The organism is Streptomyces bicolor (assembly GCF_000719285.1).
In the GTDB taxonomy this organism is placed as follows: Bacteria; Actinomycetota; Actinomycetes; order Streptomycetales; family Streptomycetaceae; genus Streptomyces; species Streptomyces bicolor.
Genome location: NZ_JOFS01000005.1, coordinates 182,479 through 206,633, shown reverse-complemented (window position 1 = coordinate 206,633; position 24,155 = coordinate 182,479). Strand labels below are relative to the sequence as shown.

Below are 24,155 nucleotides of genomic sequence, written 5' to 3'. Positions count from 1 at the left end.
CCCTCCGTTGCCGGCCGGGCCGGGACACACCGCCTCAACAGCACGTCACCCCGCCGTGCGAGTTGCCCGGCGGGGTGCGCGGATGGACGACGTTCAGGTGGCCGGCAGGCTGGCCGACCTGACCGCCACCATCAGCACCAGCCAGGCACAGGTCTCCGTCTTCCGGGCTCAGGCACCCTATGTGGCGCCAACCAGCAGTGGATGCTGCTGCCCAACACCGACGGCTCCTACCGGCTGTCCAACGTCCGCAGTGGCAGGGCCTTCAGAGCCCGGGCGGCTCCGCCCAGGGCGACGGACTGGGCCAGTGGACCGACGACGGCGGCGACAACCAGTCATGGAAGCCGGTGCCCTCCCGGACCAGCGGCTGTCACCAGCTCGTCAACGTCCGCAACGGCTGGTACGCCCACGTCCAGCACGCCTCCACTGCGGACGGCGCCAGGGTGATGCAGCGGCCCTCCACCGGCAGCGTACCGAGCGATGGCGGCCCGCCCGGTCGCCGGGTGAGGAGTGATCGGATGCCGGATGTCTTCGACGGCACCCTTGTAGCGCCCCGCAGGACCCTCGAGATGGCCGGTGCCCGTACAGCCGCACGGGCTGCGATCGGCCGATCCCCGGTGCGCGAGCACAGATCGGTCCGCGACCGCGCCGGGGGAACCGGCCTACACAGGCGTCGACGCCGACGGCACGAACGGTGCCCCGTGTCCCGGCACGATCAGCGCCGGGCCGAGGGCCAGGACCTTCTCCCGGGCCGCCCGAAGCTGCTCACGGTCGGGCGCGAAGGGATCGTCGGCCGGGCCCTCGGCGGTCCACCACAGATGGGTCAGGACCACCAGGCCCTCGTCGGCCGTGACGAGGGTGCTGACGTCCTCCGCGGTGTGGCCGGGGGTCGTCATGAGCGTGATCGACGGCGACAACTGGTACCCGTCGGCATCGCGGTCCTCCCAGACGTCGTCCTGGTAGATGGCCATGTGGTCGTGGAAGCGGGCTTCGGGGAACAGGGCCGCGTTCAGCGTGTGGTCCGGGTGGTGGTGGCTGAAGATCACGTCGGTGACGTCTTCGGGATTCAGTCCCTGGTGCGCGAGCGGGTTCAGGATCAGTCGTCGGTCCGCGACCATGCCGGGGTCGACGATCGCGACGGTCTCGCCGTCGACGAGCAGGGTGACGGTGCCGGCCACTCGTGCGTCGGCGTAGCCGGTGGTCAGGACGTGGAAGGCGGCGGTCATGAGGGGCTCCCCGGGGGATGGGTGAGGTGTGGGGCGATGCGGGCCGGTCACCGAGGAAGGAGCGCCCGGGGTCACGTCGGAGACCGTCACCGGCGGCGCGACGAGGTCGAGGGCCAAGCCGAGGACGAAACTCTCCAAGGCGTTGATAAGGGGCATGACTTGCTTGGGTAACCTCGCACGATTCGGGGGTGCTTCAAGCAGGGGAAGCGCGTCCGACACCGTGCGAGGTGCCTTTTCAGGTGTCCGCCGAGGAAGGCGGCACCTGTCCACGAGGTCCCGGCCCGGGGTAGATCGTCTACCAGCGGGCCGGGAGTCGGTGGTCGGCCCCGTCGAACGGGCGTTGCTCCGACCGGTCGCCCGGGGCGCTGCCCGGCGTGAAGGCTCCGGAACCCTGTCGGCGTCGGGTCAGTTCGTCACCCGGAAGGTGGCGTCGCTGCGTGCCGTCGCGGTGGTGATCGGGTCGAGGCGGAGTTGGTAGGCGTAGTGGCGGATGTAGCGATCGGGGTGGTTGTACGACTGGAAGGACGACCAAGTGGAGTCGGCGAGGCCGGCGACCTGGCGGAACGTGGCGTCCGCGGCGAACTGGGCGGTGCCGTCGTTGCGGACCAGTTGGAAGTCGTTGTCGGCGTGCCGCAGGAAGTAGCCGCGGTAGTTCACCGACTCGAAGGAGACGGTTCCGGTGCCCGCAAGACCGGGCCGCAGCCGGAACTGGGCGTCGGGGCCGGTGATGTTCTGGTCGATGCGCACATCGAACCCGGCGTGCCGCACGTACCGGTCCTGGAAGTTGAACGACTGGAGCCGCTTGGCCGGGATATCGGTCCAGCGGGCGAGCACACGGGACTCCTCGGCGGCCGTGAGGGGCAGGATCGAGCCGTGACGCTTCTTGGTGACGCCCATGTTGTAGCTTCCCGACGCCGGCATCCGGTAGGTGCCAGAAGCGGAGGGGTTGGTCGTCGTGACCGGCATGTAACCGCGTCCGGAGGAGTACTGGTCGAGGTAGAGCGCCCACTCGTTGCGGTCGCGGAACTTCATCCACATCGGGCCCTCGACCTGGGCGCCGGTCAGGCCGATGCCGGAGAGGTTGCCGAGGTTCGTCCACGTCCCGAGGATCGAGTTGCTGCCTTCGAGGGTGATCTGGCCGTCACCTGAGGCGCGTACATAGCGGTAGTTGCCGACGCCGGCCGGCATCTCGACGATCTGGGTGTCGATGATTTCCTGGGTGCCGGGGCGCTCGATGTAGCTCTGCGGGGTGGTGATGGTGCGGAAGTCGCTGGTGTGGGCGTAGTAGATGCGGTGCTTCTTCACGCCGTTGACTGGCTTGTTCGTCGCCCAGTACAGGACGTAGTCGTTGGTCTCGGGGTTCCAGACCGCCTCCGGCGCCCATGCGTTGCGGCCGTCGGGGATCGCGCCGGCGACGTTGAGGAGCCACGGCTCCGACCAGTTGATCAGGTCCGTCGACTCCCACACCACGAGGTTGCGGCTGCCGTTGTTGATGGAAGATTCCCAGTTCTGCCCGCAGCTGATGCACAGGTCGGTGGCGATGATCCAGTACTTGTCACCACCCGGGGATCTCACCAGTGCGGGGTCGCGTACCCCCTTCGTACCGACCGTGGAGCGAAGGGCTACTCCGCCGCCGTTGAGCTCGGTCCAGTTCAGGCCGTCCGTGCTGTACGAGAAGTAGATCTGCTGGTTGTTCGAGCCTTCCCCGATGAAGTGCGTCATCAGGTAGCCCGGGTCAGCAGCGGCCGCCCGGTCCGGTGTGGTCAGGGCCTGGCCCGTGAAGAGGAGGCACGCGGCGAGCAGTATCGCCGACAGCCGGGCGCGAAGCGCGGACATGTACATCTCCTGTCGTTCTGTTAAGCCCACCACCGGGCGGAGAGGTGACATCAAGGTGACGGGGGAAGCTCGGTCTTGGTGCCGGCAGCACAGGACTGGCTGCGGGCACGACGCGGAAGGGGCCTGCTGGGTCCGGGTGTCGGTATGTCTTCCGTGTGCGGTGTGTTTCGCCGTGGTGGCGGCGGGACTGGGCACACGATTGCCGATCCGTGTGCCTCCTGTTTCTCTCTCGTCCGGGACCGGCAGCCTTCGGAGTACAGCGATATCAGCGGCGGTCGAGCCAACTCGCTGGCCACTCAACCGAGCTGTACGGTATATCGAACGCTGTTCGTAAGATCGAGCAGACACTAAGAGGGGAGACAGGGGGCGTCAATACATCCGACACCCCCAATCCCTCGAACCTGAAAAGACTGAGCGTGGCGGCGAACGCCCAAGTGACGAGGCCGGGCGATCAGGACCTCCGCCTTCCTTTTGTGACGGAAGTGTTGACCGGGACAGGTGCAGAACCTATCTTCTGGCCGAGTTTACGAACGGAGTTCGAAATATCGAACTGCTGTGACAGACGGTATCTCCGCACCACCAGCACCAGAGGGAGTACTCCGTGAGACCTGCGCTCACCCGTCGAACGGTCCTCGGCATGATCGCCGGCTCGGCCGCCGCCACCGTCACCGGCGTCTCGGCCGGTACCGCCCACGCCGCCGTGCCCGCGTCACCCGGTGTCACATACACGAACACCATCGCCGAGCAGCGGGCCGACCCGCACATCTACAAACACACGGACGGCTTCTACTACTTCACCGCCACGGTTCCGGCATACGACCGCATCGTGCTGCGCCGCGCCACCACGATCCAAGGGCTCACGTCGGCCCCCGAGACGACCATCTGGACCAAGCACGCCACCGGTGAGATGGGCGCCCACATCTGGGCCCCGGAGATCCACTTCATCGACGGCAAGTGGTACATCTACTTCGCCGCCGGCGCCGCGAACGACATCTGGAGGATCCGGCCCTACGTCCTGGAGTGCACCGCCGCGAACCCGATCACGGGCACCTGGACGGAGAAGGGCCGTATCGCGCTGCCGCTGGACACCTTCTCCCTGGACGCGACGACCTTCGCCGTCAACGGCACCCGCTACCTCTCCTGGGCGCAGCACGACCCGGCCGTCGGCCGCGGCACCAACATCTACCTGGCGCGGATGTCCGGCCCGTGGACCATCACCGGCACACCGGTCATGGTCAGCCGGCCGACCGCCTCGTGGGAGACCGCCGGAGGCGAGACGGTCAACGAGGGCCCGGCCGTGATCCAGCGGGGCGGCAAGGTCTTCATGACCTTCTCGGCCAGCGCCACCGACGCCAACTACTGCATGGGCCTGCTGACCGCGTCCGCCTCGGCCGACCTGCTCAGCGCGTCGTCGTGGGCCAAGAGCTCCGGCCCGGTCTTCGCCAGCAACGCCGCCACCAGCCAGTACGGCCCCGGGCACAACCAGTTCACGGTCTCCGAGGACGGCAAGTCGGACATCCTCGTTTACCACGACCGCAGCTACAGGGACATCAGCGGTGCCCCGCTCAACGACCCCAACCGCCGCACCCGCGTCCAGAAGATCTACTGGAAGGCCGACGGCACACCCGACTTCGGCATCCCGGTCGCCGACGGCCTCACCCCGATCCGGCTCTCCTCGTACAACTTCCCCGACCGGTTCATCCGGCACTGGGAGTACCGCGCCAGGATCGAGCCCAACGTCTCCCCGCTGGCCGACTCGCAGTTCCGTGTGGTCACCGGTCTCGCCGGCAGCGGCACCGTCTCCCTGGAGTCGGCCAACTTCCCCGGCTACTTCCTGCGCCACAAGAACTACGAGGTGTGGGTGCAGAAGAACGACGGGACGTCGCTGTTCGCCGGTGACGCCTCCTTCACCGCCCGGGCCGGCCTCGCGGACTCCGCCGGCGTCTCGTACGAGTCGTACAACCTCCCGGGCCGCTACGTCCGCCACTACGACTACCTGCTGAGAGTCCAGGCTCTCAGCACGGCGACCGACCGGGCCGACGCCACCTTCTACACCCAGTGAGCCACAACCGCGGCCTGCTACCCCTCGGGCCGCTTCGACGGACTCTCTCGTCACGAAAGGGTGCAAGATGTCTTCCTCCGTCAGCAGACGGCGCCTCCTGCAAGTAGCCGGGGCCACCGCCGCCGCGTCTGCCACCGGATCCTTCATCGGCAGTTCTCCCGCCCACGCGGCGGCCGTTCCTCCCGCGAGGGCCGACAGCGGGGTCTTGGCGCACCCCTTCGAACTCGGCCAGGTCCGGCTCACCGCGAGCCGGTGGCTGGACAACCAGGACCGTACGCGCAACTACCTGCGGTTCGTCGATGTCGACCGGCTGCTGTACAACTTCCGCGCCAACCACAAGCTGTCCACCAACGGCGCGGCCGCCACCGGCGGCTGGGACGCACCGGACTTCCCCTTCCGTACCCATGTCCAAGGGCACTTCCTCACGGCATGGGCGCAGCTGTACGCCGTGACCGGGGACACCACCTGCCGGGACAAGGCCACCTACATGGTGGCGGAGTTGGCCAAGTGCCAGGCCAACAACAGCGCCGCCGGTTTCAACGCCGGGTACCTCTCCGGCTACCCCGAGTCCGACTTCACCGCTCTCGAGCAGCGGACCCTGAGCAACGGCAATGTGCCGTACTACACCATCCACAAGACCCTCGTCGGCCTGCTGGACGTGTGGCGCCACATCGGCAGCACCCAAGCCCGCGATGTGCTGCTCGCCCTGGCGGGATGGGTCGACTGGCGCACCGGCCGGCTGACCGCCCAGCAGATGCAGGCCATGCTGCAGACCGAGTTCGGCGGCATGAACACCGTGCTGACCGATCTCTACCAGCAGACAGGCGACGCGCGCTGGCTCACCGCCGCCCGGCGGTTCGACCACGCCGCGGTGTTCGACCCGCTGGCGTCCAACCAGGACCAGCTCAACGGACTGCACGCCAACACCCAGGTGCCCAAGTGGATCGGGGCCGCCCGGGAGTACAAGGCCACCGGCACCACCCGCTACCGGGACATAGCCACCAACGCCTGGAACATCACCGTCAATTCGCACACCTACGCCATCGGCGGCAACAGCCAGGCGGAGCATTTCCGCGCCCCGAACGCCATCGCCGGCTTCCTGAACAAGGACACGTGCGAAAGCTGCAACACCTTCAACATGCTCTCCCTCACCCGGGAGTTGTTCGCGCTGGAGCCGAACCGGGTCGAGCTGTTCGACTACTACGAGCGGGCGTGGCTGAACCAGATGATCGGCCAGCAGAACCCGGCCGACGACCACGGCCACGTCACCTACTTCACCCCGCTCAACCCGGGAGGCCGACGCGGTGTGGGCCCGGCGTGGGGCGGTGGCACCTGGAGCACCGACTACGGCACCTTCTGGTGCTGCCAGGGCACGGGCCTGGAGATGCACACCAGGCTGATGGACTCCATCTACTTCCGCAGTGACAACACGCTGATCGTGAACCTGTTCGTCCCCTCGGTGCTCAACTGGTCAGAGCGCGGAATCACGGTCACCCAGACCACGTCGTACCCGAACAGCGACACCACGACCCTGCAGGTCACCGGGAACGTAAGCGGAACCTGGGCGATGCGCATCCGCATCCCGAGCTGGACCACCGGGGCCACCATCACCGTCAACGGTGCGGCGCAGAACATCACCACCACCCCCGGCAGCTACGCCACCCTGAACCGCTCCTGGGCCTCCGGCGACACGGTCACCGTCCGCCTGCCCATGCGGGTCATCATGCGAGCGGCCAACGACAATCCGCACGTCACCGCGATCACCTACGGCCCGGTGGTCCTGTCCGGCAACTACGGCGACTCCGCGCTCAACTCCCTCCCGACGCTGACCACGTCCTCGATCAGACGGACCAGTAGCAGTTCGCTCGCCTTCACCGCCACGGCCAACGGCTCCACCGTCAACCTGGGCCCGTTCCACGACGCGCACGGCCACAACTACACCGTCTACTGGAACACCAGCGGCACGGTCCGTCTCGCCAACGTGGCCAGCGGTCTTGTGCTCGGCATACAGGACATGTCCACGGCCGACGGTGGCCGCGCTCTGCAGTGGCACGACTCGGGCACCGCCGACCACGACTGGCAAATGATCACCGACGGAAACGCGGTCCGCTTCCGCAACGCCCACAGCGGCAAGGTGCTCGGCGTCTTGGGCATGTCCACGGCAGACGGCGCGACCGTCCTGCAGTGGTCGGACAACGGCACCGCCGACCACAAGTGGACGCTGCTCGAGCAGGGAGACGGGACCTACAAGATCCGCAACGTGAACAGCGGCAAGTTGCTCGCCATCGCGAACAACTCCAGAGCTGTCGGCGCGTTCGCAGTCCAGGACTCGGACGACGGCACCGCCGACAACCGGTGGCGCATCTTGAGGGACTAGGCCCTGTCGTGCCGAAGGGGAGGGCATCGAAGATCGCCTCGTGCTCGGCGAGGGGTCGCCATTCAGTGGCCCGCCGCGCGCCGTGGGCGGGCCAGCAGATCCCGACCGAGCGAATCCGTGCCCAACGGGTGTGCGGCCGAGGGCGAGAGCAGCCAGGCCGCGGTGTCCACGTGGAGTGGATCGCACCCCTTGAACTGGGGTGTTGCAACGACCACTAGAACTCAAGCCCGCCTGGGGGCCTGATCGTCCTCGTCGGCAGCTATGCCACCGGCTCCCTGCTCGACCTGGGGCTCCCGGCCGCCGTGCCCTGGCTGGTCCTCGCCGCGATACCGGCCCTGGCGGTGGGTCTGCTGCCGCGCCGCCCGGAGCGTACGGGCGGCGCGGAAGCGGACCACTGACGGTTTTAGCCCTGCTTCGCGATGAGGGTGGGGGAATCGTCGTCCCCAGCCCTCCACCTTCGGCTGGAACGATCCGGTCCCACCGGGCCTGGGGTGGGCGAATCGTCATCGCCACCGTGCAGATCGGCATGCCGGGTGGTCGTTGCGGCATGGAGCAGGTGACAGGCAGGGAAGCGAGGCTCTGAGCAGCCGCACCGTGAAGGCGGCGGACTGTGAAGGAGCGATCTCATGGGCCGATACGATCTCGCCCTCATCGGATTCGGCGGCGTCAACCGCGCGCTCGCCGAGCTCATATCCCAGAGCGGGGACCGCCTGGCCAAGGAGCTGGGCTTCGCCCTGCGGGTGGTGGCGATCACCGACCTGCGGGCCGGTTCCCTGGTGGACACCGACGGCATTGATCTGGCGCCGCTGCTGGCCGCCGAGTCCGGGGAGCTGAGCTTCGCGGGCCTTGCCGGCGGCAGCGCGGATCCGCGCAACGAGTGGGTGATCCGCGAGGTGCCGGCCGACATCGTCGTGGAGGCGACGTTCACCAACCCCACCGACGGCGAGCCCGCCCTCTCCCATGTGCGCTGGGCCCTGGAATCGGGCAAGCACGTGTGCACCACCAACAAGGGACCGGTCGCCCTCGCCGGCCGCGCGCTGAAGCGGCTGGCCGCCGAGCGTGGCGTCAGCTTCGAGTTCGAGGGCGCGGTCCTCAGCGGCACCCCCATCCTGCGCACCGCCGAGCGCATGTTCGGCGGCCTGGAGATCACCGGCGTCCAAGGCATCATGAACGGCACCTCGAACTACATCCTCGGCCGCCTCGAAGAGGGCGTCGAGCTGTCGGCGGCCATCGCCGAAGCCCAGGAACTCGGTTACGCCGAAGCCGATCCCACCGCGGACATCGAGGGCCACGACGTCCAGCTCAAGGTCATGATCCTGGCCAACGAGGTCCTCGGCGCCGACCTGCGCCGCGAGGACGTCTTCCGCGAGGGCATCCAGGCGATCACCCCCCACGAGGTGCGGGACGCCGCCTCGAAGGGGCTGCGCTGGAAGCTGGTCGGCTCCGCCACCCGCCACGAGGACGGCAGCGTCGATGCCCGCGTCGCGCCGGTCGCCCTGCCCGCCGATCACCCGCTCGCGGGAATCTCCGGTCCGGTCAACGCGGTCGCCTTCCACACCGACCTCCTCGGCACCGTCACTGTCTGCGGGCCGGGCGCCGGCCGCGTCGAGACCGCCTACGCCCTGCTGACGGACCTCATCGCCATCCACCAGCGCCACGCGGACGACGACACCGCCCCCACACGCCCCGTTCTCCAGGAGACTCACAGTGTCTGACACCGCCGTGCCCCCCGGCATTGAACTGGGCACCGACACCACGCCCGTGCACAACCCCTACACCGGCGAGGTCATCGCCTCGGTGCCCACCGTCGACGCGGGCGCCATCGGCAGCATCCTGCAGCAGGCCAGGTGCGGGCGCCGCACCGCGGCCGCGCTGTCCCGCGCCTCCCGGGCCGCGGTCCTGCAACGCGCCTCCCGTCTGGTCGAGCGGCGCGCCGAGTCCTTCGCCCAGCTGATCGTCAGCGAGGCCGGCAAGACCATCACCCAGGCCCGCAAGGAAGTCGCCCGCGCGGTCAACACCCTGTCCCTCTCCGGAGCCGAGGCACGCCGCAGCGCCGGCGAGGTCATCCCCTTCGACTCGTATGAGGGCTCGGAGAAGCGGCAGGGCTGGTTCACCCGCGAGCCGCTGGGCGTCATCGCGGCCATCACTCCGTTCAACGACCCCCTCAACCTGGTCGCCCACAAGCTCGGCCCGGCCATCGCCGGCGGAAACGCGGTCATCCTCAAACCGTCCGCGCTGACGCCGCTGTCCGCGCTGCGCCTGGTCGACACCCTCATCGAGGCCGGCCTGCCCGAGGAGATCGTCACCGTCGTCAACGGCGACGCCGGCATCGCCGCCGCGATCGTGGCTGCCCCAGACGTGCGCCTGGTGTCCTTCACCGGCGGATTCGCCACCGGCGAGGCCATCTCCCGCACGGCCGGCCTGAAGAAGCTCGCCATGGACCTGGGCGGCAACGCCCCGGTCATCGTCATGGACGACGCCGACTTCGACGAGGCCGTGGCCTCGTGTGTCTCCGGCGCGTTCTGGGCCGCGGGCCAGAACTGCATCGGCACCCAGCGGATCCTGATCGCGGCCGAGGTCTACGACCACTTCCGCGACGCCTTCGTCGCCCGCACCAAACTCTTGCGCGTCGGCGACCCCCTCGACGAGCGCACCGACATCGGCCCCATGATCACCCAGCAGGCCGCGGCCGCCACCCGGGCCAAGGTCGACACGGCGGTGGCCGAAGGCGCGGTACTGCTCTGCGGCAACCACGCCACCGGCGCCCTGTACACGCCGACCGTCCTGGAAGACGTCCCGGCGACCTGCTCGCTCTGGCAGGAGGAGGTGTTCGCCCCGGTCGTCGTGCTGCAGCCGTTCACCTCCTTCGAGGACGCCATCGAGCAGGCCAACGCCATCGACTACAGCCTCCACGCCGGCATCTTCACCTCCCGCCTGGACCGCGCCCTGACCGCGGCCCGGCAGCTGGAAGCAGGCGGCGTCATGATCAACGACTCCTCCGACTACCGCCTCGACGCCATGCCGTTCGGCGGATTCAAATACGGCAGCATGGGCCGCGAAGGCGTGCGCTTCGCCTTCGAGGACATGACCCAGCCCAAGGTCGTCTGCATCAACCACATCACCGACGGGGTCCAGTGACTGCCTCCGCACCGAGCGCGAACCCCCTGGCACTGAACGGTAACCGGCAAGGACCTGCCGACGCGCTGCTCACCCCGGTGCCGTTGAACTCCGTCCTCCTCGCCGACGGTTGACGACGCTGGACAGGGTGAGCGCGGTGACTGTGTCCCGTACACCGGGCATCTGGGCGATGTCCTCCCAGATGCTCCGCACGCGTTCCAGTGACGCCGCTTCCAGACGCACCATGATGTCGAAGTCACCGCTGAGAATCTCGCAGATGACGACCTCCGGGATGCGCTTGAGTGCCGCCAGGACATCGCCGCCTCGCATACGGTCCTGGCGGTAGACGAGTACGAGCGCGGAGACCACATCACCGGCGTCGCCGCCTGCGCGGACGATGGTGTAGCCGGCGATGTGGCCCTGACGCTCCAGCCGTTCGATGCGCTGGCGCACCGCATTGCGGGACAGCAGCACCTTGCCGGCCAGCTCGGAGTGCGAGACGCGGGCGTTACGGGTCAGCTCCGCGATGATCTTCTCGTCCATGGCGTCCACAGCGGACCTCCTCCTTCGCGAATCGTCCCTCGGCATCCCGGCTTACTCGGCGAGCTCACCCGAGACACGGGCGGGCTCGTCGGCGTGTTTCTCCAGCGGCCGGGCAGGACAGGGACCGGCGATCTCCATGGACGTCTCGTCGACGGCGACGACATCGCCGTAGGTCTCGCGCAAGGCCACAACGGACAGCGAGCCGGCTCAGTGAGATGGGCGGTTCCGCGTTCGGGCATGAGGCCCGTCAGTCGTGGGGGGCGGCGATGGCGGCGAGGTGCGTGCCGGGGCGCACGGTCAGCCCGTTCATGTTGTAGATGATCGTTCCGGTGGAGACGGCGGAGACCTTGTGTTCGGCGCCGTCGGCCGGGTCGATGATGCGGCCGATGGTCTGCCCCTCGGTCACCTCGTCGCCTGTCACCGCGTCGGGGTACCAGAGGCCGGCGGCCGGAGATTCGACCTCGCCCGTCCAGATCCAGTCGCGCGGCTGCACGGTCACCGGTGCGAGGCGCTGCGGCGACTCGATGACGCCGAGGTGGTGCAGGAGCCGGTACAGGCCGTCGAGGAGCCTGCGTACGGCGGCCGGGTCCCGGTCGCCGAGTTGGCCGGTCTCGACGAGGATCGCGGGGATCCCCCGCCGGTTCGCGGCGCCATGGCTGTTGCCGCCGGCCGGGCTGGTGCCGAAGATGACCCGCTCGTATCCGACCGCGTGGGCCATTCCCTTTATCTTCGCGCCCAGTTCGCCGTCGGAGGTCAGTCGGTATCCGACGAGAGATGTTGAGCCTGCCGCCGTAGACGGCCGGCGGATTGGCCACCGGGCAGATCACCACCTGGCCGGCCACCTCTTCCGGTTCCAGCAGCCCGGCCAGGCGGGTGGCGGCGTCGACGCCGATGAACTCACCACCGTGGACACCACCGGTGATCACGACCCTGGGGCCGGGACGGGAGCCGTTGACGAGGATCAGAGGCACCTCCACTGTCGTGGTGCCGAGGTCGGCGGGCAGGTTCCCGCGGGTCTTCCGGCCGGGATCGGCCCGCAGCGCGCCGACGGTCAGGGTCATGGCTTTCCTCGTTCGTGCTCAGGCCTCGGTGCGGCCGTTTGTGGTGATGAAGTCGATCGGCTGAGGGGTGCGGCCCTCCAGGGCGAGGTCCGCGGCGATGTCGCCCATGGCGGGCGAGATCTTGAAGCCCTGGCCGGAGAAGCCGGCCAGCAGGACGATGTTCTCGGCGTCGGGCACGGGGCCGACCAGCGGGCGGGTGCTGTCGGTGTAGCCCTCCATGAAGACGGACAGGCGCACCGGGTCGGGGTTCAGGCCGGGCAGGTGGCGTCGCACCGCTGTGGTGAAGGTCTCCAGTTCTTCCGGTGCGACGGTCCGGTTCAGGCGGTTGGGGTCGTCCACGGGCTTGTGGTGCGGCTGGGGCAGGCCCAGCTTGACGGTCAGGCCGTCCGAGGACGGGATGCCGTAGAAGGGGAGGTCGCCGCAGCGGATGAAGGCGGGACGCTCGGCGTCTGCCGGGTGGTCCCCGTGGGGCAAAAACCAGGCGCTGATCGCGCGGTAGACGCTCACTTCCCACGGCAGGTCGGGCAAGAGGTCGCCCACCCAGGGGCCCGGCGTGACGACCGCGGCGTCGAAGCGCTCGGTGTCGGTGTCGGTCCGGATCTCCACGCCTCCCCCGGCGATGGGAATGACTTCCCGCACCGGCGTGTAGCGGCGGATCCGGGCCCCCAACTCCTCGGCACGCCGGGCCGCGGTCTGGACCGTCAGCTCGGGGCGGACGAACCCCGCGTGGGAGTCGAGGACCACCAAGTCGCCGTCGTCGACGCGGAACTGCGGGAAACGCTTGGCCATCGCCTCGGTGCCGATCACCTCGTGGTCGAGGCCGTGCTCGGCGATGCCGTCCATGACGGTTCGTATCTCGGGGTCGTCGGCCGGCCCCATGACCAGGGCTCCGGTCAGGCGGCGCAGTTCCCGCCCGGTCTCCGACTGCAACTGCTTCCAGAGGGCGTCGGCGTGCCGGACGAGCGGCACATAGCGGCCGTCGTGGGTCTGCACACTGCGGAAGACCCGGGTCTCGCCGCCTGCGGCGCTGCGGTCGTGGCCGGGCGCGAACCGGTCGTATCCAACGACCTCGGCGCCCCGGGCCGCCAGCCGCCAAGCGGCCTGGCTGCCCATCGTTCCGACGCCGACCACCGCGACGCGCTTCCTGGCAGCTGACACAGGACTTTCCTTTCGTATCGCCGGGCCGCAAGCTGGGCCCCGAGCGTGAGGATGCTGGGTGGCGACTTGGAAGGGGCGCACCCTTGGGGCCCCAACGCTCGCATTCGTCCCGGGGTCGGGGATCCACCCGGACCTTCAGACAGCTCCCTCGTGCCGCATTGTGGTATGCCATGCTGGTATTTGGCACAGAGAATGGCAGCGGCTTCGGAGGGAGTCAATAGGTCAGAAGCGGTGACCGCTCCCGCACGCACGGCGCGCTCCGCGCCGCCTTCCTTCTGGGTTTCCGGGGGCGGTTCTCGCTACAGACTCATCTCGGGGGCCAGTTGGGACCGGAGGGCGCCGGCGTGGGGCCGCGGGGAGCCGTCTAAAGCGGCGGATCCGATGGTGAAGGCGTCGGCTCCGGCTGATGCGAGCGCCTGTACCTGGTCGGTGCTGGTGATGGAGCCGGCGAGGCGGGTGGGGTGCCCCAGGGGTTCTCCGGCGAAGGGCAGGTAGCCGATGGATGTGCCGTGCAGGAGGTTGAGGGTCTCCTCGATCCAGGTGCCGCCCATCAGCCAGTCGACGCCGAGTTCCGTGGCCGCCCGTACTGAGGCAAGGGCCTGGTCCCGGTGGGTGCTGACGACTTCGAGGTAGGTGGTGGCGCCCATGTCCGTCGCCGCATAGTGCGGCCGATCGGCAGGTGCGGCATGAACACGGAGGCTCCGTCACGCGCAGCTCTCGTACCGTCAGCCCAGAACCTGACACGCGGTCACGTGCACGCCCGTCACCCGTGTGTCCGGCTTGCTCAGGTGTGAAAGCCGGGCATGGACAGGTACTTGAGCTGCTGGTACTCGTGGAGGCCCTCCGGCCCGCCTTCGCGGCCCAGACCGGACTGCTTGACTCCACCGAAGGGCGCCGCGACCTCGGAGACCATGCCGCGGTTGATGCCGACCATGCCGGCCTGGAGACGGGCGGCGACCCGGCGGGCGCGGTCGATGTGCGACGTCATCACGTACGACGCGAGGCCGTGCTCGGTGTTGTTGGCCACCGCCATGGCCTCGGCCTCAGTGGAGAACCGGTGGATGGCGGCGACAGGTCCGAAGACCTCCTCGCGCATGATCGCGGCGTCGGCGGGAACATGGTCCAGCACGGTGGGGGCGGCGTAGTGGCCCGGCCCGTCAGGGATGTCCGCCTTGCCGATGAGGACGGCACCACGGGCCACGGCCTCCTCGACGAGGTGGCGGACCTTGTCCACCGCCCGGTGGTCGGCCAGCGGACCGAGCTCGGTGTCCTCCCGGTCCGGGGGGCCAACCCGAATCGCCGCCATGCGTTCGGCCAGGGCAACGGCGAACGCGTCGGCGATTCCCTCCTGGACCAGGAAGCGGTTGGCGCCCACGCAGGACTGGCCGCCCAGCCGCATCTTCGCGATCATCGCTTCGCGGACAGCGAGGTCGAGGTCGGCGTCGTCGAAGACCAGGAACGGCGCGTTGCCGCCCAGCTCCATAGAGGTGCGCAGCACCCGTGCACCGGCTTGCTGAAGCAGCAGCCTGCCGACCGGGGTGGACCCGGTGAAGGACAGCTTGCGCAGCCGGGGGTCGGCCAGCAGCGCCGTACTGACTGCTGCCGCATCACTGCTGGTGATCACGGTCAGGACACCCGCGGGCGCGCCGGCCTCACGGGCCAGCTCTCCGAGAACCAGGGAGGACAGCGGGGTGAGCGCGGCAGGCTTGAGCAGGGCGGTGCAGCCTGCGGCCAGGGCGGCGGCGACCTTGCGTGCGGCCATGGCCAGCGGCACGTTCCACGGTGTGATCAGCAGGCAGGGCCCGACCGGTTCGGCGACGGTGACGATGTGACTCTGGCCGTCCGGGGAGGGAGTGCTGCGCGCGTGCGGGCGGACGGCCTCCTCGGCGTACCAGCGGAAATATGCTGCGGCGTAGTCGACCTCGCCCCGGGCTTCGGTGATCGTCTTGCCGATCTCCAGGGTGATGATCCGGGCCAGACGCTCACGATGTTCGGTCAGGGCGTCGGTGAGCCGGTGCAGGACTCTCGCGCGGTCCCGGGGGCTGGTGAGAGCCCACTGGTCGGCGGCCGCGGCCGCCGCGTCCAGTGCGCTCAACGCGTCCTGTGGGCCGCAGTCGGCCACGGTGATGATGACTTCTTCGGTCGAGGGGTTGCGCACCTCGAAGGTGCGCCCGCCGGTGGCGGGTTGCCAGTCGTGGGCCAGGAAGCCACGGGGGACGGATTCGAGTACTGCCGACTGCCATGAGGGAGCGGTGAGCGTGTCAGTCATGCGCGTGGCTCTTTCGCTGATCGCAGGATGGTGTGGTGAGGGAGCACGATCGGTGGCGGCGGCGGTGGTCATACGGCTTCGCCTCCGGGGTTGGCGACGCCGACCGTGTTCTCGACGGAGAGCAGGGATTCCTGGCGTCCGGAGCCGAGCCAGCGCACCAGGGCGACCAGTCCCAGGGCGAGGATCGCGAAGGCGATGAGGATCGCGCTGACCGCGGTCACGCTGGGGTCGATCTCGAAGGTGAGCGAGTTGTAGACCTGCACCGGGAGGGTGACGGTGTCGACGGAGGAGAGGAACTGGGAGATGTAGAACTCGTCGAAGCTGGTGATGAAGGAGAAGATCGCCGCCGCGATCATGCCCGGCGCGGCCAGAGGGAAGGTGATCTTCCTGGCGATCGTCAGGCGGCCGGCGCCCATGCTGGCGGCGGCGTCCTCGAGGCGTTCGTCGATGCCACGCAGGGTCGCGATCAGGATCAGCACCGCGATCGGTGAGGCCAGCACGGTGTGGCCGAGCGCGATGGCGATGGGGCTGCCGAGCATCGCGGCGGGTTCGAAGAGGAGGAACAGGCCGAGTGCGGTGACGATCTGCGGGATGACCAGCGGTCCGAGGACCAGGGCGAAGACCGCCGAGCGCAGCGGGAGCTCGCTGCGGACCAGGGCGGTTGCCGCGGTGACGCCGATGATGAGGGAGAAGACGGTGCTCATGGCGGCGACCAGGGCGCTCAGGGAGAGCGCGGCGGGCCATTTGCTGCCGTCGGCGAACAGGGCCTTGTACCAGTTCAGCGTCCACGCCTCGGGCGGGAAGGCGGCGAAGGCGTTGTTGCTGAAGGAGGTGACGAGGATGACGACGATCGGCAGCGCCAGGAACAGCAGGATCACGGTGGCGATGGCCGTCAGGGCGATCCGCCCGGCGAGGGACTTGCGCAGCTCCATCATGACGCGCTCCTCTTCTTACGGCTGGCGCCCAGGGAGCTGACAAGCTTGACCAGCAGCAGTCCGGCGAGGGTGAGCAGCAGCAGGATGACTCCTTGCGCGGCCGCCCCGTTCCACTGGTTCTCCTTGGTCACCTGCTGGTTGATCAGAGTGGCGATCATCGTCTGCTTGGGTCCGCCCATCAGGGCCGGGGTGATGTAGTAGCCCAGCGACAGAATGAAGCTGAGCAGTCCGGCACTGGCCAGGCCGGGGCCGACCAGTGGCAGGTAGATGCGGCAGAAGATGGTCACGCGACCCGCGCCCATGCTGGCCGCGGCCGCGAGCAGGCGGCGGTCCACGCCGCGCATCACCCCGTACAGCAGCAGCACCGTGTAGGGCAGCATCATCGAGGTGGTGCCGATGACCACACCCAACTCGTTGTAGAGCAGCTGGAACGGTGCGCCGGGGACCGACATGGCGGTCAGGGTCTCGTTCACCAGGCCCTTGTCGCCGAGCATGATGATCCAACCGTAGGTGCGTACCAGGGCGCTGACGAAGTGCGGGACGACCACGACCAGCATCGCCAGGCCCGCCCACACCGGCCTGAGCCGGGTGATGGCCTGGGCCAGGACGAACCCGAAGACCAGGCTCAGCACGGCGGTCTCGGCGGAGATCCTGAGCGTGGTGATCAGCACCGACAGGTTCACGCCGGTGAGGGCATCGGCGTACCAGTGCAGGGTGAACGAGCCGTCGGCGTCCTTCAGGCTGAGGAGCAGGGTGCTGAAGATCGGGTAGACGAACAGCACCAGCAGATACACGACGACCGGCAGCGCGTACACGATCCCCACCCGCGTCCGGCGTGAAGCCAGGAGCTTGCGCGGACGGGCGGGAGCGTTGGCGGTGAGGGTGGCAGCCATGGCTCACCCTGCCTGTTCGTCGGCGAAGAGGTTGACGTCCTCGGGGTCAGCGGTGATCCCGACCCGCTCGCCGGCCACGGGGCCCCGGCCGGCCGGGACTTCCAGGCGCACCAGCGGCCCGTCACCACCGTCGATCCGCACCCCGGCGCGGACCAGCGTGCCCACATAGGTGGCGGTCTCCACCGTGCCGGTACAGAACCCGTCGTCGGCGGCGCAGGCCCGCAGCCGTCCCGGCTGCACAGCCACCTTGACCGGGGTGTTGGCGGCCAGCTGGTGGCGGCGCGCTGTGATCAGGCCGCCGGAGTTGTCCAGGCGGACCAGGGTGTGCTCGCCGTCGTGCTGCTCGATGCGGCCGGGCAGGAAGTTGGCCGCGCCGAGGAAGTCCGCCACGAACGGGGTCCTCGGCCGCTCGAACAGCTCCCGGGGGCTGTCGAACTGCTCGATCAGCCCATTGCGCATGACCGCGATGCGGTCCGACATGACCAGCGCTTCTTCCTGATCGTGCGTCACATAGATGACGGTCAGGCCGAGTTCCTGCTGGATGGTCTTGATCTCGACCTGGAGCTGGTCACGCAGCTTCTTGTCCAGGGCGCCCAGCGGCTCGTCCATGAGGATGACCGGCGGGCGGTAGACCAGCGCCCGGCACAGGGCGACCCGCTGCTGCTGACCACCGGACAGCTCGCGCGGCTTACGGCCGCCGAACCCGGACAGGCCCGCGATCTCCAGCGTCTCCCCCACCCGACGGCGAATCTCGTTCTTCGCCACTCCGCGCAGGATGAGCGGGAAGGCGACGTTCTCACTGACCGTCATGTGCGGGAAGAGCAGGTACTGCTGGAAGACGAAACCGAGACCCCGCTTCTGCGGCGCCAGCCGCGTCACGTCGCGGTCCCCGACGGTGATCGTGCCGGAGTCGGGTTCGCAGAACCCGGCGATCATCATCAACGTCGTGGTCTTGCCCGACCCCGAAGAGCCCAGGAAAGTGACGAACTCCCCCGCCTCAATCTCCATCGACGCCTCGTCGACAGCGACGACACCGCCGTAAGTCTTGCGCAGGGCCACCACCGACAGCGACTTGCCGGTCGCCGTGGCCGACTTACCGTCGGCCACCTTGACGGACGGTGCGGCGATACCGAAATCAGCCACGAGCCCACTCCAACCAGCGCTTGGTGACGGCCGATTCGTTCTTCAGCCACCAATCGACGTCCGCGTCGAAACCCTTGTCGTAGTACTGCGGCGCACCCGCGGACGCGTTGCGCTCGTCCTCGGTGAGCTTGGCGTAAGCCACCGGAGAGGACGGGTTCGACGGGAAGAACTTGACCAGGTTGGCCTGGCTCTCCGCCCGCAGCGAGAAGTCCATCAGCTGGTACGCGGCGTCCGCGTTGGCCGCGCCCTTGGCGATGGCATAACCCGAGAACTGGCGGCGCATACCGTTCAGCTGCCGCTCCACCGGAACGCCCTGCTTCTGCAGATCAGCCAGCCGGCCGTCCCACACGGTGGACATCGTCACTTCCTGGCGGCTCAGCAGCACACCGGGCAGCGGGCCGCTGTCCCAGAACTTCTTGATGTCACCCCGCAGCCGGGTCAGCACCTTGAAGGCGCGCTCCACGTCCAGCGGGTACAGCTTGTCCATCGGCACGCCGTCGGCCAGCAGCGCGAACTCCAACTCCGGCAGATCACCGTCCGGATGGACCATGGCACGGGAGCCCTGGAACGCCTTGGTGTCCCAGAAATCCGCCCACGACTCCGGCTTCTTACCCCCGAAAGCATCGGTCCGGTACCCGATGCACTGGCCGTAGAAGGCGTGGCCGACGGCGTGGTCGGTGATCTGGGCCTCGGGGATCTTCGCGCTCTTCACGCTCTTGATCCGGTCGAGGTCCAGCTTCTCCAGCGCGTCCTGCTTGACGTACTTGGTGTGGGACATCATCGAGTTGTTGATCAGGTCGCACTGCGGCCGGCCCTGCTGGATCTGCGCCAGCAGCGGAGCGTCGTCCAGGTTCAACACCTGCACCTGGATGCCGGTCTCCTGCGTGAACGGCGTGTAGATCGCCTTCTGAAGGGCCGCACCATAGGAACCGCCACTGTCACGGACGACCACCGTCTTGCCGCCCTTACCGCCGCCGGCCGAGGCGCGGCTGGTGCCGGTACCACAGGCGGAGAGGGAGGGAAGAGCGGCGAGGGCGGCAAGGCCGCCTGCTCCACGCAGGAGCGCTCTACGGCCGATCTGGGGATTACTCATGGCAATACTCCTCGTACAGGACGCATGGGACCAGCTGTGCGGGGGCTTTACCTCGCAGGTGCGGGGGATGGTGCGGGGCGACCAACGCGGACGGAAGCATTGCCCGCTTGCGATGCCGGTCGCCGCTTTGGGCGCGTGTTCGCCGCGGATCGAAATTCCCGACGACCTTGTGTCGGGGGCGGCGCCGACCGGAAGACCGGGTGAGTGGCGGTGGGGGAAGCCGGAGCCGTCGCAGGCGTGACCGGCAGGGTGGTGGCGGTTGGGCTTGAGAAGTTGGTAGCCGCGGCCACGGTCGATGAGCCGTTTGCCTAGCGGCGTGTGGCACGTACTCGTGGGCGTGGCCCGTTCCCGGTGTGCGGAGACTGGCGACGCGTCACGGCTGGAGCCGAGGTGGCCCGGGTGGCTCGGATGCGGTCGTCGGCACTGGCCGCTGTGGAGGCGCAGTTCGAGTGCGGCGTATCGGGGCATCCGCTCGACTCGTGCTCGATCGGTCATGCGGTCAGCGGTCGCCCGAGGCAGAAGGCGAGACGGAGAACAGGTCGTTCAGCCCATTGCTGGTGGTGATGCCCGGCAGGGGTGTTCAGAAAGCGGTGTATCCGCCGTCGACGGTCAGAACCGATCCGGTCACGTACGACGACTCCGACGACGCGAAGAAGAGCACCGCGTCAGCGACCTCTTCAGGGGTGGCGAGGCGTTGGAGCGGGATCGTGCTCTCGCGCTCGCGGCGGTAGCCCTCGGGATCGGGCCTGCGCTGGAACGCCGCTGCGATGACCGGGGTGGCGGTCAGTCCCGGAGCGACGACGTTGACACGGATGTTGCGGGGGGCCCATTCGATCGCCGCGCCCTTGGCGAGCATGATGAGGCCGCCCTTGGCGGCGGAGTACAGGACCTGCCCGGACATGCCGACCATGCCCAGCCGTGAACTGACGCAGACGATCGATCCCCCTGCCTCGGGCATCAGCGGCGCGAAATGCTTCATCACCAGGAATGCGCTGAGCAGGTTGCTCTCAAGGACGTTCTTCGCGTCGTCGTAGGCCATCTCGGTGAGCGGACTGGTCGCCTGCAGGCCGTGGTTGAGGACGACGACGTCGACGGTGCCGAAGGACTCGGCGGCCTGCTTGGCCAGGTGCTCGACGAACGCCTCGTCATTGAGGTCTCCGGGAACATACAGGTCGTCGGGCTCAGCGCTGTCGAGCCACTCCCTGCGGCCGGTGAGCAGCAGCCGCGCGCCCTCGCGCCGGAAGTGGGAACTCACCGCCTCCCCGATGCCACTGCTGGCGCCGGTCACCAGGGCCGCGACGTTGTTGAGTCTCATGTAAGGCATTCCTTTACGGTGGAGGTAGGTCGGGTCGCGGGCTCGGCCACGTAAATCTCGTCCGGTGGCGCTCAGTTGAGGAATCCGCGGGCGTCGACCGGCCAGCGCTGCAGCGACGTGCCCGTGCTGTCGGTGACGATCAGTTCCTCGAAACCGAGGACGACCGGGCACACATGGTTCGGCACGACCGGTACGACGCTGCCGACGCTGGGGCGGAACTCGCCGTCTGGCAGCGGGAGGAACCCGTGGTACTCGTTGACCTTGGACAGGACCGCCTTCGTGCCGGCGATGCCGCCGTAGCCGATCTCGGGGCTTCCTTCTTTGCTGAGGGCCTTGTTGCCCACATCGACGATGACCTGGCCGGGGACCCGGTCGCTGACCACGGTGCCGGCGACGAACAGCGCGATCTGGTCCTCCGTGCAGGAGCCCAGCCGGACGTTGTTCAGATCGCCGAAGACGTACTCGCCGGGACGGATCTCGGTGATCACGCCGCTGGTGGCGAACTCGAGGGTGGGAGTGGAGCCGGCGCTGACCACCTCCGCAGTGACCCCGACACCTTCGAGGCTGCGTACCGCGATGGTGAGCGCGGCCTCCTGGTCCTGCGCGGCGCGCCGGCGAGCGTCCCGACCCGCGCCGCCGTGACCGGGATAGGTGAAGACTCCCACCGGCACCAGACCGCGCTTGCGGGCGGCGAGCGCGAGATCGCCCGCGGCCTCGGGCGGCGCCCCGGAACGACGGGCGCCACAGTCGACCTCGATCACGACCTGCAGCCGGTCCGGTTCCTCTCCCATCGCGTCGGCGAGAGCCTCGATCGCCGGCACGTTGTCGACGCCGACCCGCAGCCGGGCCGACTCGGCGAGCCGGCGGATCCGGGGCCCCTTCGTTCCTGCGGCCCAGATCGGGTAGGCCAGGAAGATGTCGTCGAACCCGGCCGCGGCGAAGACCTCGGCCTCACCGACATTGCCCGCGGTGATCCCGACCGCGCCGGCCTCGATCTGGCGTCGCCCGATCTCCACACACTTGTGCGTCTTGACGTGCGGCCTGACCTTGAGGTTGCGCTGGTCGGCAAAGCCCTGAACGCGGTCGATGTTGCCCTGCATGACGTCGACCAGCACGATCGGCGCCGGGGTGTCGATCCGCTCGACCAGAGCGTCGAGTGCTCGTTGCAGCCGGTTCACGCTGCCCTCCTTGTGGTTCTGCCTGGAATGATCGAGGGGCACGGGTGCTGCCCCCTGGATGCCGAACGGGCGCGGCCCGCGATATCGCGCACTTGCGGTACACCGACGTCGGGCCGGCCTAAACAGCGGTGCAGACCATCTGGATCTCGACCGGACTGTTGCACAGCGGCAGCGAGGCAGTTGAGCGCGGCATGGCGCGCGAGCTCCCGCGCCGTCTCCAGCTCCACGTCCCGGCCGACGACTCCCCGACCCAGCAGCCAACCGTCCTTGAAAGGCAGTTGGCCCGAGATGTAGATGCTGGAGCCCACGGTCCGGTGGTGCACGTAGTACGGGTTGTCACGGAGCTCGGGAAGGGCCAGATCCAAGGCCTGGAGCCGATCGGAAGCCGAGCCGGTGTTCGCTGCCGAAGTCACGGACTGGCTCATCGAGCCACCTCCGCGGCCGGAACACGGCACACACCCACGCGGTCGGCCACGAGAACCCGCTTCACTTGAATCTTGATCATCTGCACTCGGTTCCTCTCGAGTAACAGCGGCGACAAATCGCCGTATGGTGGCTTAAAACCGCCAGCCTATTGTCGTTTGTCGACCATATGGCTGTCCGTCGAGCACTGTCAATACGAACTTCAACCCCGAACGTGGCCTCGGAACAGGACGTGCGGCTGGACCCGCCGCTGCCCGAAGCGACCGGTCGACGCCGCGACCTGGCCCACCGGCCCCATCGGGTTCGGCGTGGACGAGGATGTGCAGCACACCTGTCCGCATGGCCAACGCAGACGGCGGCGGGATTATCAAGCAGTTGACACGGATGGTCGAGCCGATCCGGCAGGAAGAAGACCGCGACGGAGCAACTCACCGACGAACAGCGGAAGTTGACCGCGCCGTTCTGGTCGGCCCTTGAGGAAGCTGCCGCCGAGCAGGAGCAGGCCCGCCAAGAAGGGGTGCCGAGGCGGCATACAGGAACAGGCCTCTGCGTGCCGAACATCGACGCGTCCGCCACAGGCCCGCTGATGGCCCTGCCTGTCAAGATCCCGCGGCGGACTGATCACGACAGCTCAGGCGCCCACATTCGGCTGCCCGAGTCGCACCATGCGGCGGCTCGGACTGCCCGGCGGTCAGTGGGTGCCCGCCCTGCAGTCCGGGCACAGATCCCACCGGGTGTCGCGGCCTCGTCGATCGCGCGCCCCTGGGAGTCCCCCGGGTTCAAGCAGCGCGCCCCGTCCACGCTGCGGTTGATGTGCTGGACACCCGGCGGCTCATCCGCCCTCACCCTGCTCCTACGACATTTTGTCGTCCGCGGTCACGCTTCAGCATGGCGCACCGACCGTCGCCACGACTGAGGCCCAGACGCCGCACCAGTGATCCGGGGCGGCGTCCGGGCAGGCCAAGAAGAGTTGCTCGGACGGGCATCGCTCGTTCGGCGATCGATAACGCGGTGCGATAAGCGCACCATCCGGGTCAGTGCGCCGTCTCGGCCATGTCGCAGGTGTGGCATACCACCCTGCGTGCCGGGATACGGCCGTACGCAGCGCCCATGCCGACCTGGCGGGTGACCTGTACCTGACGTACACGGGCGTGGTTCTCGCAGGCGGCCAAGCCGCAGCGTGAGCACACACCGATGCCGGTGGCTTCGCTGCGCGCCTCCTGAAGGCAGTCGTAGCACCTCATGTCCAACTCCGATTTCAGCAGGGGCCAGGTGTGGCAGCCAACCAGCATGAACAAAACCCACCCAGGCCGCGCACACCTACTCAAGGAGCTTGAAAAGTAGGCGCCAGTTTAGACTTTGTCAAGACTGAGACTCGATCGCGATCGTATGGCCAGGGTGCGATGCGGTGCAGTAGCTTGACCTGACTATCGATCAGCTTTCGCTGTTCAGAGGTACGGCGGCGCGGTTCGCGTCCCCGCGCCGCGCGACCCGCGCTCCAGGGAGAATCTCCCGTTGAACGCTGGCAC

At 68.4% G+C, this 24,155-nt stretch carries 21 protein-coding genes and 2 pseudogenes; 6 read left to right on the top strand and 17 right to left on the bottom strand.

Annotation, left to right across the window (positions count from 1 at the left end):
• Positions 1 to 179 precede the first annotated feature (179 nt).
• Positions 180 to 389 (top strand): annotated as a pseudogene (locus IF78_RS45770) (hypothetical protein); the annotation flags it as partial.
• Between the two features lie 270 nt (positions 390 to 659).
• Here IF78_RS45770 and IF78_RS0107100 read toward each other — a convergent pair.
• Together IF78_RS0107100 and IF78_RS0107095 are read right to left on the bottom strand one after the other, a co-directional pair.
• A complete protein-coding gene (locus IF78_RS0107100) occupies positions 660 to 1,223 on the bottom strand; it encodes an MBL fold metallo-hydrolase (protein WP_031479698.1) in 564 nt (187 codons plus the stop codon).
• 405 nt (positions 1,224 to 1,628) lie between these two features.
• Positions 1,629 to 3,059 carry a glycoside hydrolase family 43 protein gene (locus IF78_RS0107095; RefSeq protein WP_031479695.1) on the bottom strand — a complete coding sequence of 477 codons (1,431 nt, stop codon included), beginning with the start codon at positions 3,057 to 3,059 and terminating at the stop codon, positions 1,629 to 1,631.
• Positions 3,060 to 3,696: 637 nt separating this feature from the next.
• On the opposite strand from IF78_RS0107095, the gene IF78_RS0107090 reads away from it, so the two are divergent.
• The 4 genes from IF78_RS0107090 to IF78_RS0107070 all read left to right on the top strand — a co-directional run bounded on the left by IF78_RS0107090 (position 3,697) and on the right by IF78_RS0107070 (position 10,636).
• Positions 3,697 to 5,121, top strand: coding sequence for a family 43 glycosylhydrolase (locus IF78_RS0107090; RefSeq protein WP_031479693.1), 1,425 nt, complete (start codon positions 3,697 to 3,699; stop codon positions 5,119 to 5,121).
• Positions 5,122 to 5,188: 67 nt separating this feature from the next.
• Positions 5,189 to 7,498: a beta-L-arabinofuranosidase domain-containing protein gene (locus IF78_RS0107085; RefSeq protein ID WP_031479690.1), complete on the top strand. Its 2,310-nt coding sequence runs from the start codon at positions 5,189 to 5,191 to the stop codon at positions 7,496 to 7,498.
• Positions 7,499 to 8,124: 626 nt separating this feature from the next.
• Entirely contained in the window at positions 8,125 to 9,213 is a 1,089-nt protein-coding gene (locus IF78_RS0107075; protein ID WP_031479688.1) for a homoserine dehydrogenase, read from the top strand.
• A complete protein-coding gene (locus IF78_RS0107070; RefSeq protein WP_078662337.1) occupies positions 9,206 to 10,636 on the top strand; it encodes an aldehyde dehydrogenase family protein in 1,431 nt (476 codons plus the stop codon). The genes IF78_RS0107075 and IF78_RS0107070 overlap by 8 nt, the downstream gene beginning before the upstream one ends.
• Before the next feature lie 69 nt (positions 10,637 to 10,705).
• Here the strand turns inward: IF78_RS0107070 and IF78_RS0107065 are convergent, their stop codons facing one another.
• The 14 genes and pseudogenes from IF78_RS0107065 to IF78_RS49470 all read right to left on the bottom strand — a co-directional run bounded on the left by IF78_RS0107065 (position 10,706) and on the right by IF78_RS49470 (position 22,628).
• On the bottom strand, positions 10,706 to 11,158 hold the full coding sequence (locus tag IF78_RS0107065; protein WP_031479684.1) for an Lrp/AsnC family transcriptional regulator: 453 nt from the start codon (positions 11,156 to 11,158) through the stop codon (positions 10,706 to 10,708).
• Between the two features lie 51 nt (positions 11,159 to 11,209).
• On the bottom strand, positions 11,210 to 11,341 hold the full coding sequence (locus IF78_RS50390; protein ID WP_267882947.1) for a hypothetical protein: 132 nt from the start codon (positions 11,339 to 11,341) through the stop codon (positions 11,210 to 11,212).
• Between the two features lie 64 nt (positions 11,342 to 11,405).
• Positions 11,406 to 11,876, bottom strand: a complete 471-nt coding sequence (locus IF78_RS49480; RefSeq protein ID WP_051827541.1) for a succinylglutamate desuccinylase/aspartoacylase family protein — start codon at positions 11,874 to 11,876, stop codon at positions 11,406 to 11,408.
• Between the two features lie 49 nt (positions 11,877 to 11,925).
• Positions 11,926 to 12,219, bottom strand: a pseudogene (locus tag IF78_RS49475) (ethanolamine utilization protein EutE); the annotation flags it as partial.
• An 18-nt stretch (positions 12,220 to 12,237) separates the two neighbouring features.
• Positions 12,238 to 13,377 (bottom strand): N-methyl-L-tryptophan oxidase, encoded by a 1,140-nt coding sequence (gene solA / locus IF78_RS0107050; RefSeq protein WP_031479682.1) that lies wholly within the window; start codon positions 13,375 to 13,377, stop codon positions 12,238 to 12,240.
• 299 nt (positions 13,378 to 13,676) lie between these two features.
• Complete coding sequence (locus IF78_RS0107045) at positions 13,677 to 14,024, bottom strand: hypothetical protein (RefSeq protein ID WP_051827538.1); 348 nt, start codon at positions 14,022 to 14,024, stop codon at positions 13,677 to 13,679.
• Positions 14,025 to 14,161: 137 nt separating this feature from the next.
• On the bottom strand, positions 14,162 to 15,646 hold the full coding sequence (locus IF78_RS0107040; RefSeq protein WP_031479678.1) for an NAD-dependent succinate-semialdehyde dehydrogenase: 1,485 nt from the start codon (positions 15,644 to 15,646) through the stop codon (positions 14,162 to 14,164).
• Between the two features lie 68 nt (positions 15,647 to 15,714).
• Positions 15,715 to 16,581: an ABC transporter permease gene (locus IF78_RS0107035; RefSeq protein ID WP_031479676.1), complete on the bottom strand. Its 867-nt coding sequence runs from the start codon at positions 16,579 to 16,581 to the stop codon at positions 15,715 to 15,717.
• Positions 16,578 to 17,474 (bottom strand): ABC transporter permease, encoded by an 897-nt coding sequence (locus IF78_RS0107030; RefSeq protein WP_031479674.1) that lies wholly within the window; start codon positions 17,472 to 17,474, stop codon positions 16,578 to 16,580. Before IF78_RS0107030 ends, IF78_RS0107035 begins: the two co-directional genes overlap by 4 nt.
• A 3-nt stretch (positions 17,475 to 17,477) precedes the next feature.
• Positions 17,478 to 18,617: an ABC transporter ATP-binding protein gene (locus IF78_RS0107025; RefSeq protein ID WP_031479672.1), complete on the bottom strand. Its 1,140-nt coding sequence runs from the start codon at positions 18,615 to 18,617 to the stop codon at positions 17,478 to 17,480.
• Positions 18,610 to 19,710 carry an extracellular solute-binding protein gene (locus tag IF78_RS0107020; RefSeq protein ID WP_031479670.1) on the bottom strand — a complete coding sequence of 367 codons (1,101 nt, stop codon included), beginning with the start codon at positions 19,708 to 19,710 and terminating at the stop codon, positions 18,610 to 18,612. The genes IF78_RS0107025 and IF78_RS0107020 overlap by 8 nt, the downstream gene beginning before the upstream one ends.
• A 580-nt stretch (positions 19,711 to 20,290) precedes the next feature.
• On the bottom strand, positions 20,291 to 21,025 hold the full coding sequence (locus IF78_RS0107015; RefSeq protein ID WP_031479668.1) for an SDR family NAD(P)-dependent oxidoreductase: 735 nt from the start codon (positions 21,023 to 21,025) through the stop codon (positions 20,291 to 20,293).
• Between the two features lie 71 nt (positions 21,026 to 21,096).
• The gene (locus IF78_RS0107010; protein WP_031479666.1) at positions 21,097 to 22,203 is read right to left on the bottom strand and encodes an alanine racemase; all 1,107 of its coding nucleotides are present in this window, start codon (positions 22,201 to 22,203) and stop codon (positions 21,097 to 21,099) included.
• Complete coding sequence (locus IF78_RS49470; protein ID WP_244889793.1) at positions 22,200 to 22,628, bottom strand: RidA family protein; 429 nt, start codon at positions 22,626 to 22,628, stop codon at positions 22,200 to 22,202. The genes IF78_RS0107010 and IF78_RS49470 overlap by 4 nt, the downstream gene beginning before the upstream one ends.
• A 337-nt stretch (positions 22,629 to 22,965) precedes the next feature.
• Between IF78_RS49470 and IF78_RS48270 the strand changes: the two genes are divergently transcribed.
• The gene (locus IF78_RS48270) at positions 22,966 to 23,103 is read left to right on the top strand and encodes a hypothetical protein (protein ID WP_158751282.1); all 138 of its coding nucleotides are present in this window, start codon (positions 22,966 to 22,968) and stop codon (positions 23,101 to 23,103) included.
• A 557-nt stretch (positions 23,104 to 23,660) separates the two neighbouring features.
• Here IF78_RS48270 and IF78_RS43385 read toward each other — a convergent pair.
• The gene (locus IF78_RS43385) at positions 23,661 to 23,870 is read right to left on the bottom strand and encodes a DUF2180 family protein (protein ID WP_063762257.1); all 210 of its coding nucleotides are present in this window, start codon (positions 23,868 to 23,870) and stop codon (positions 23,661 to 23,663) included.
• Positions 23,871 to 24,155: the final 285 nt, after the last annotated feature.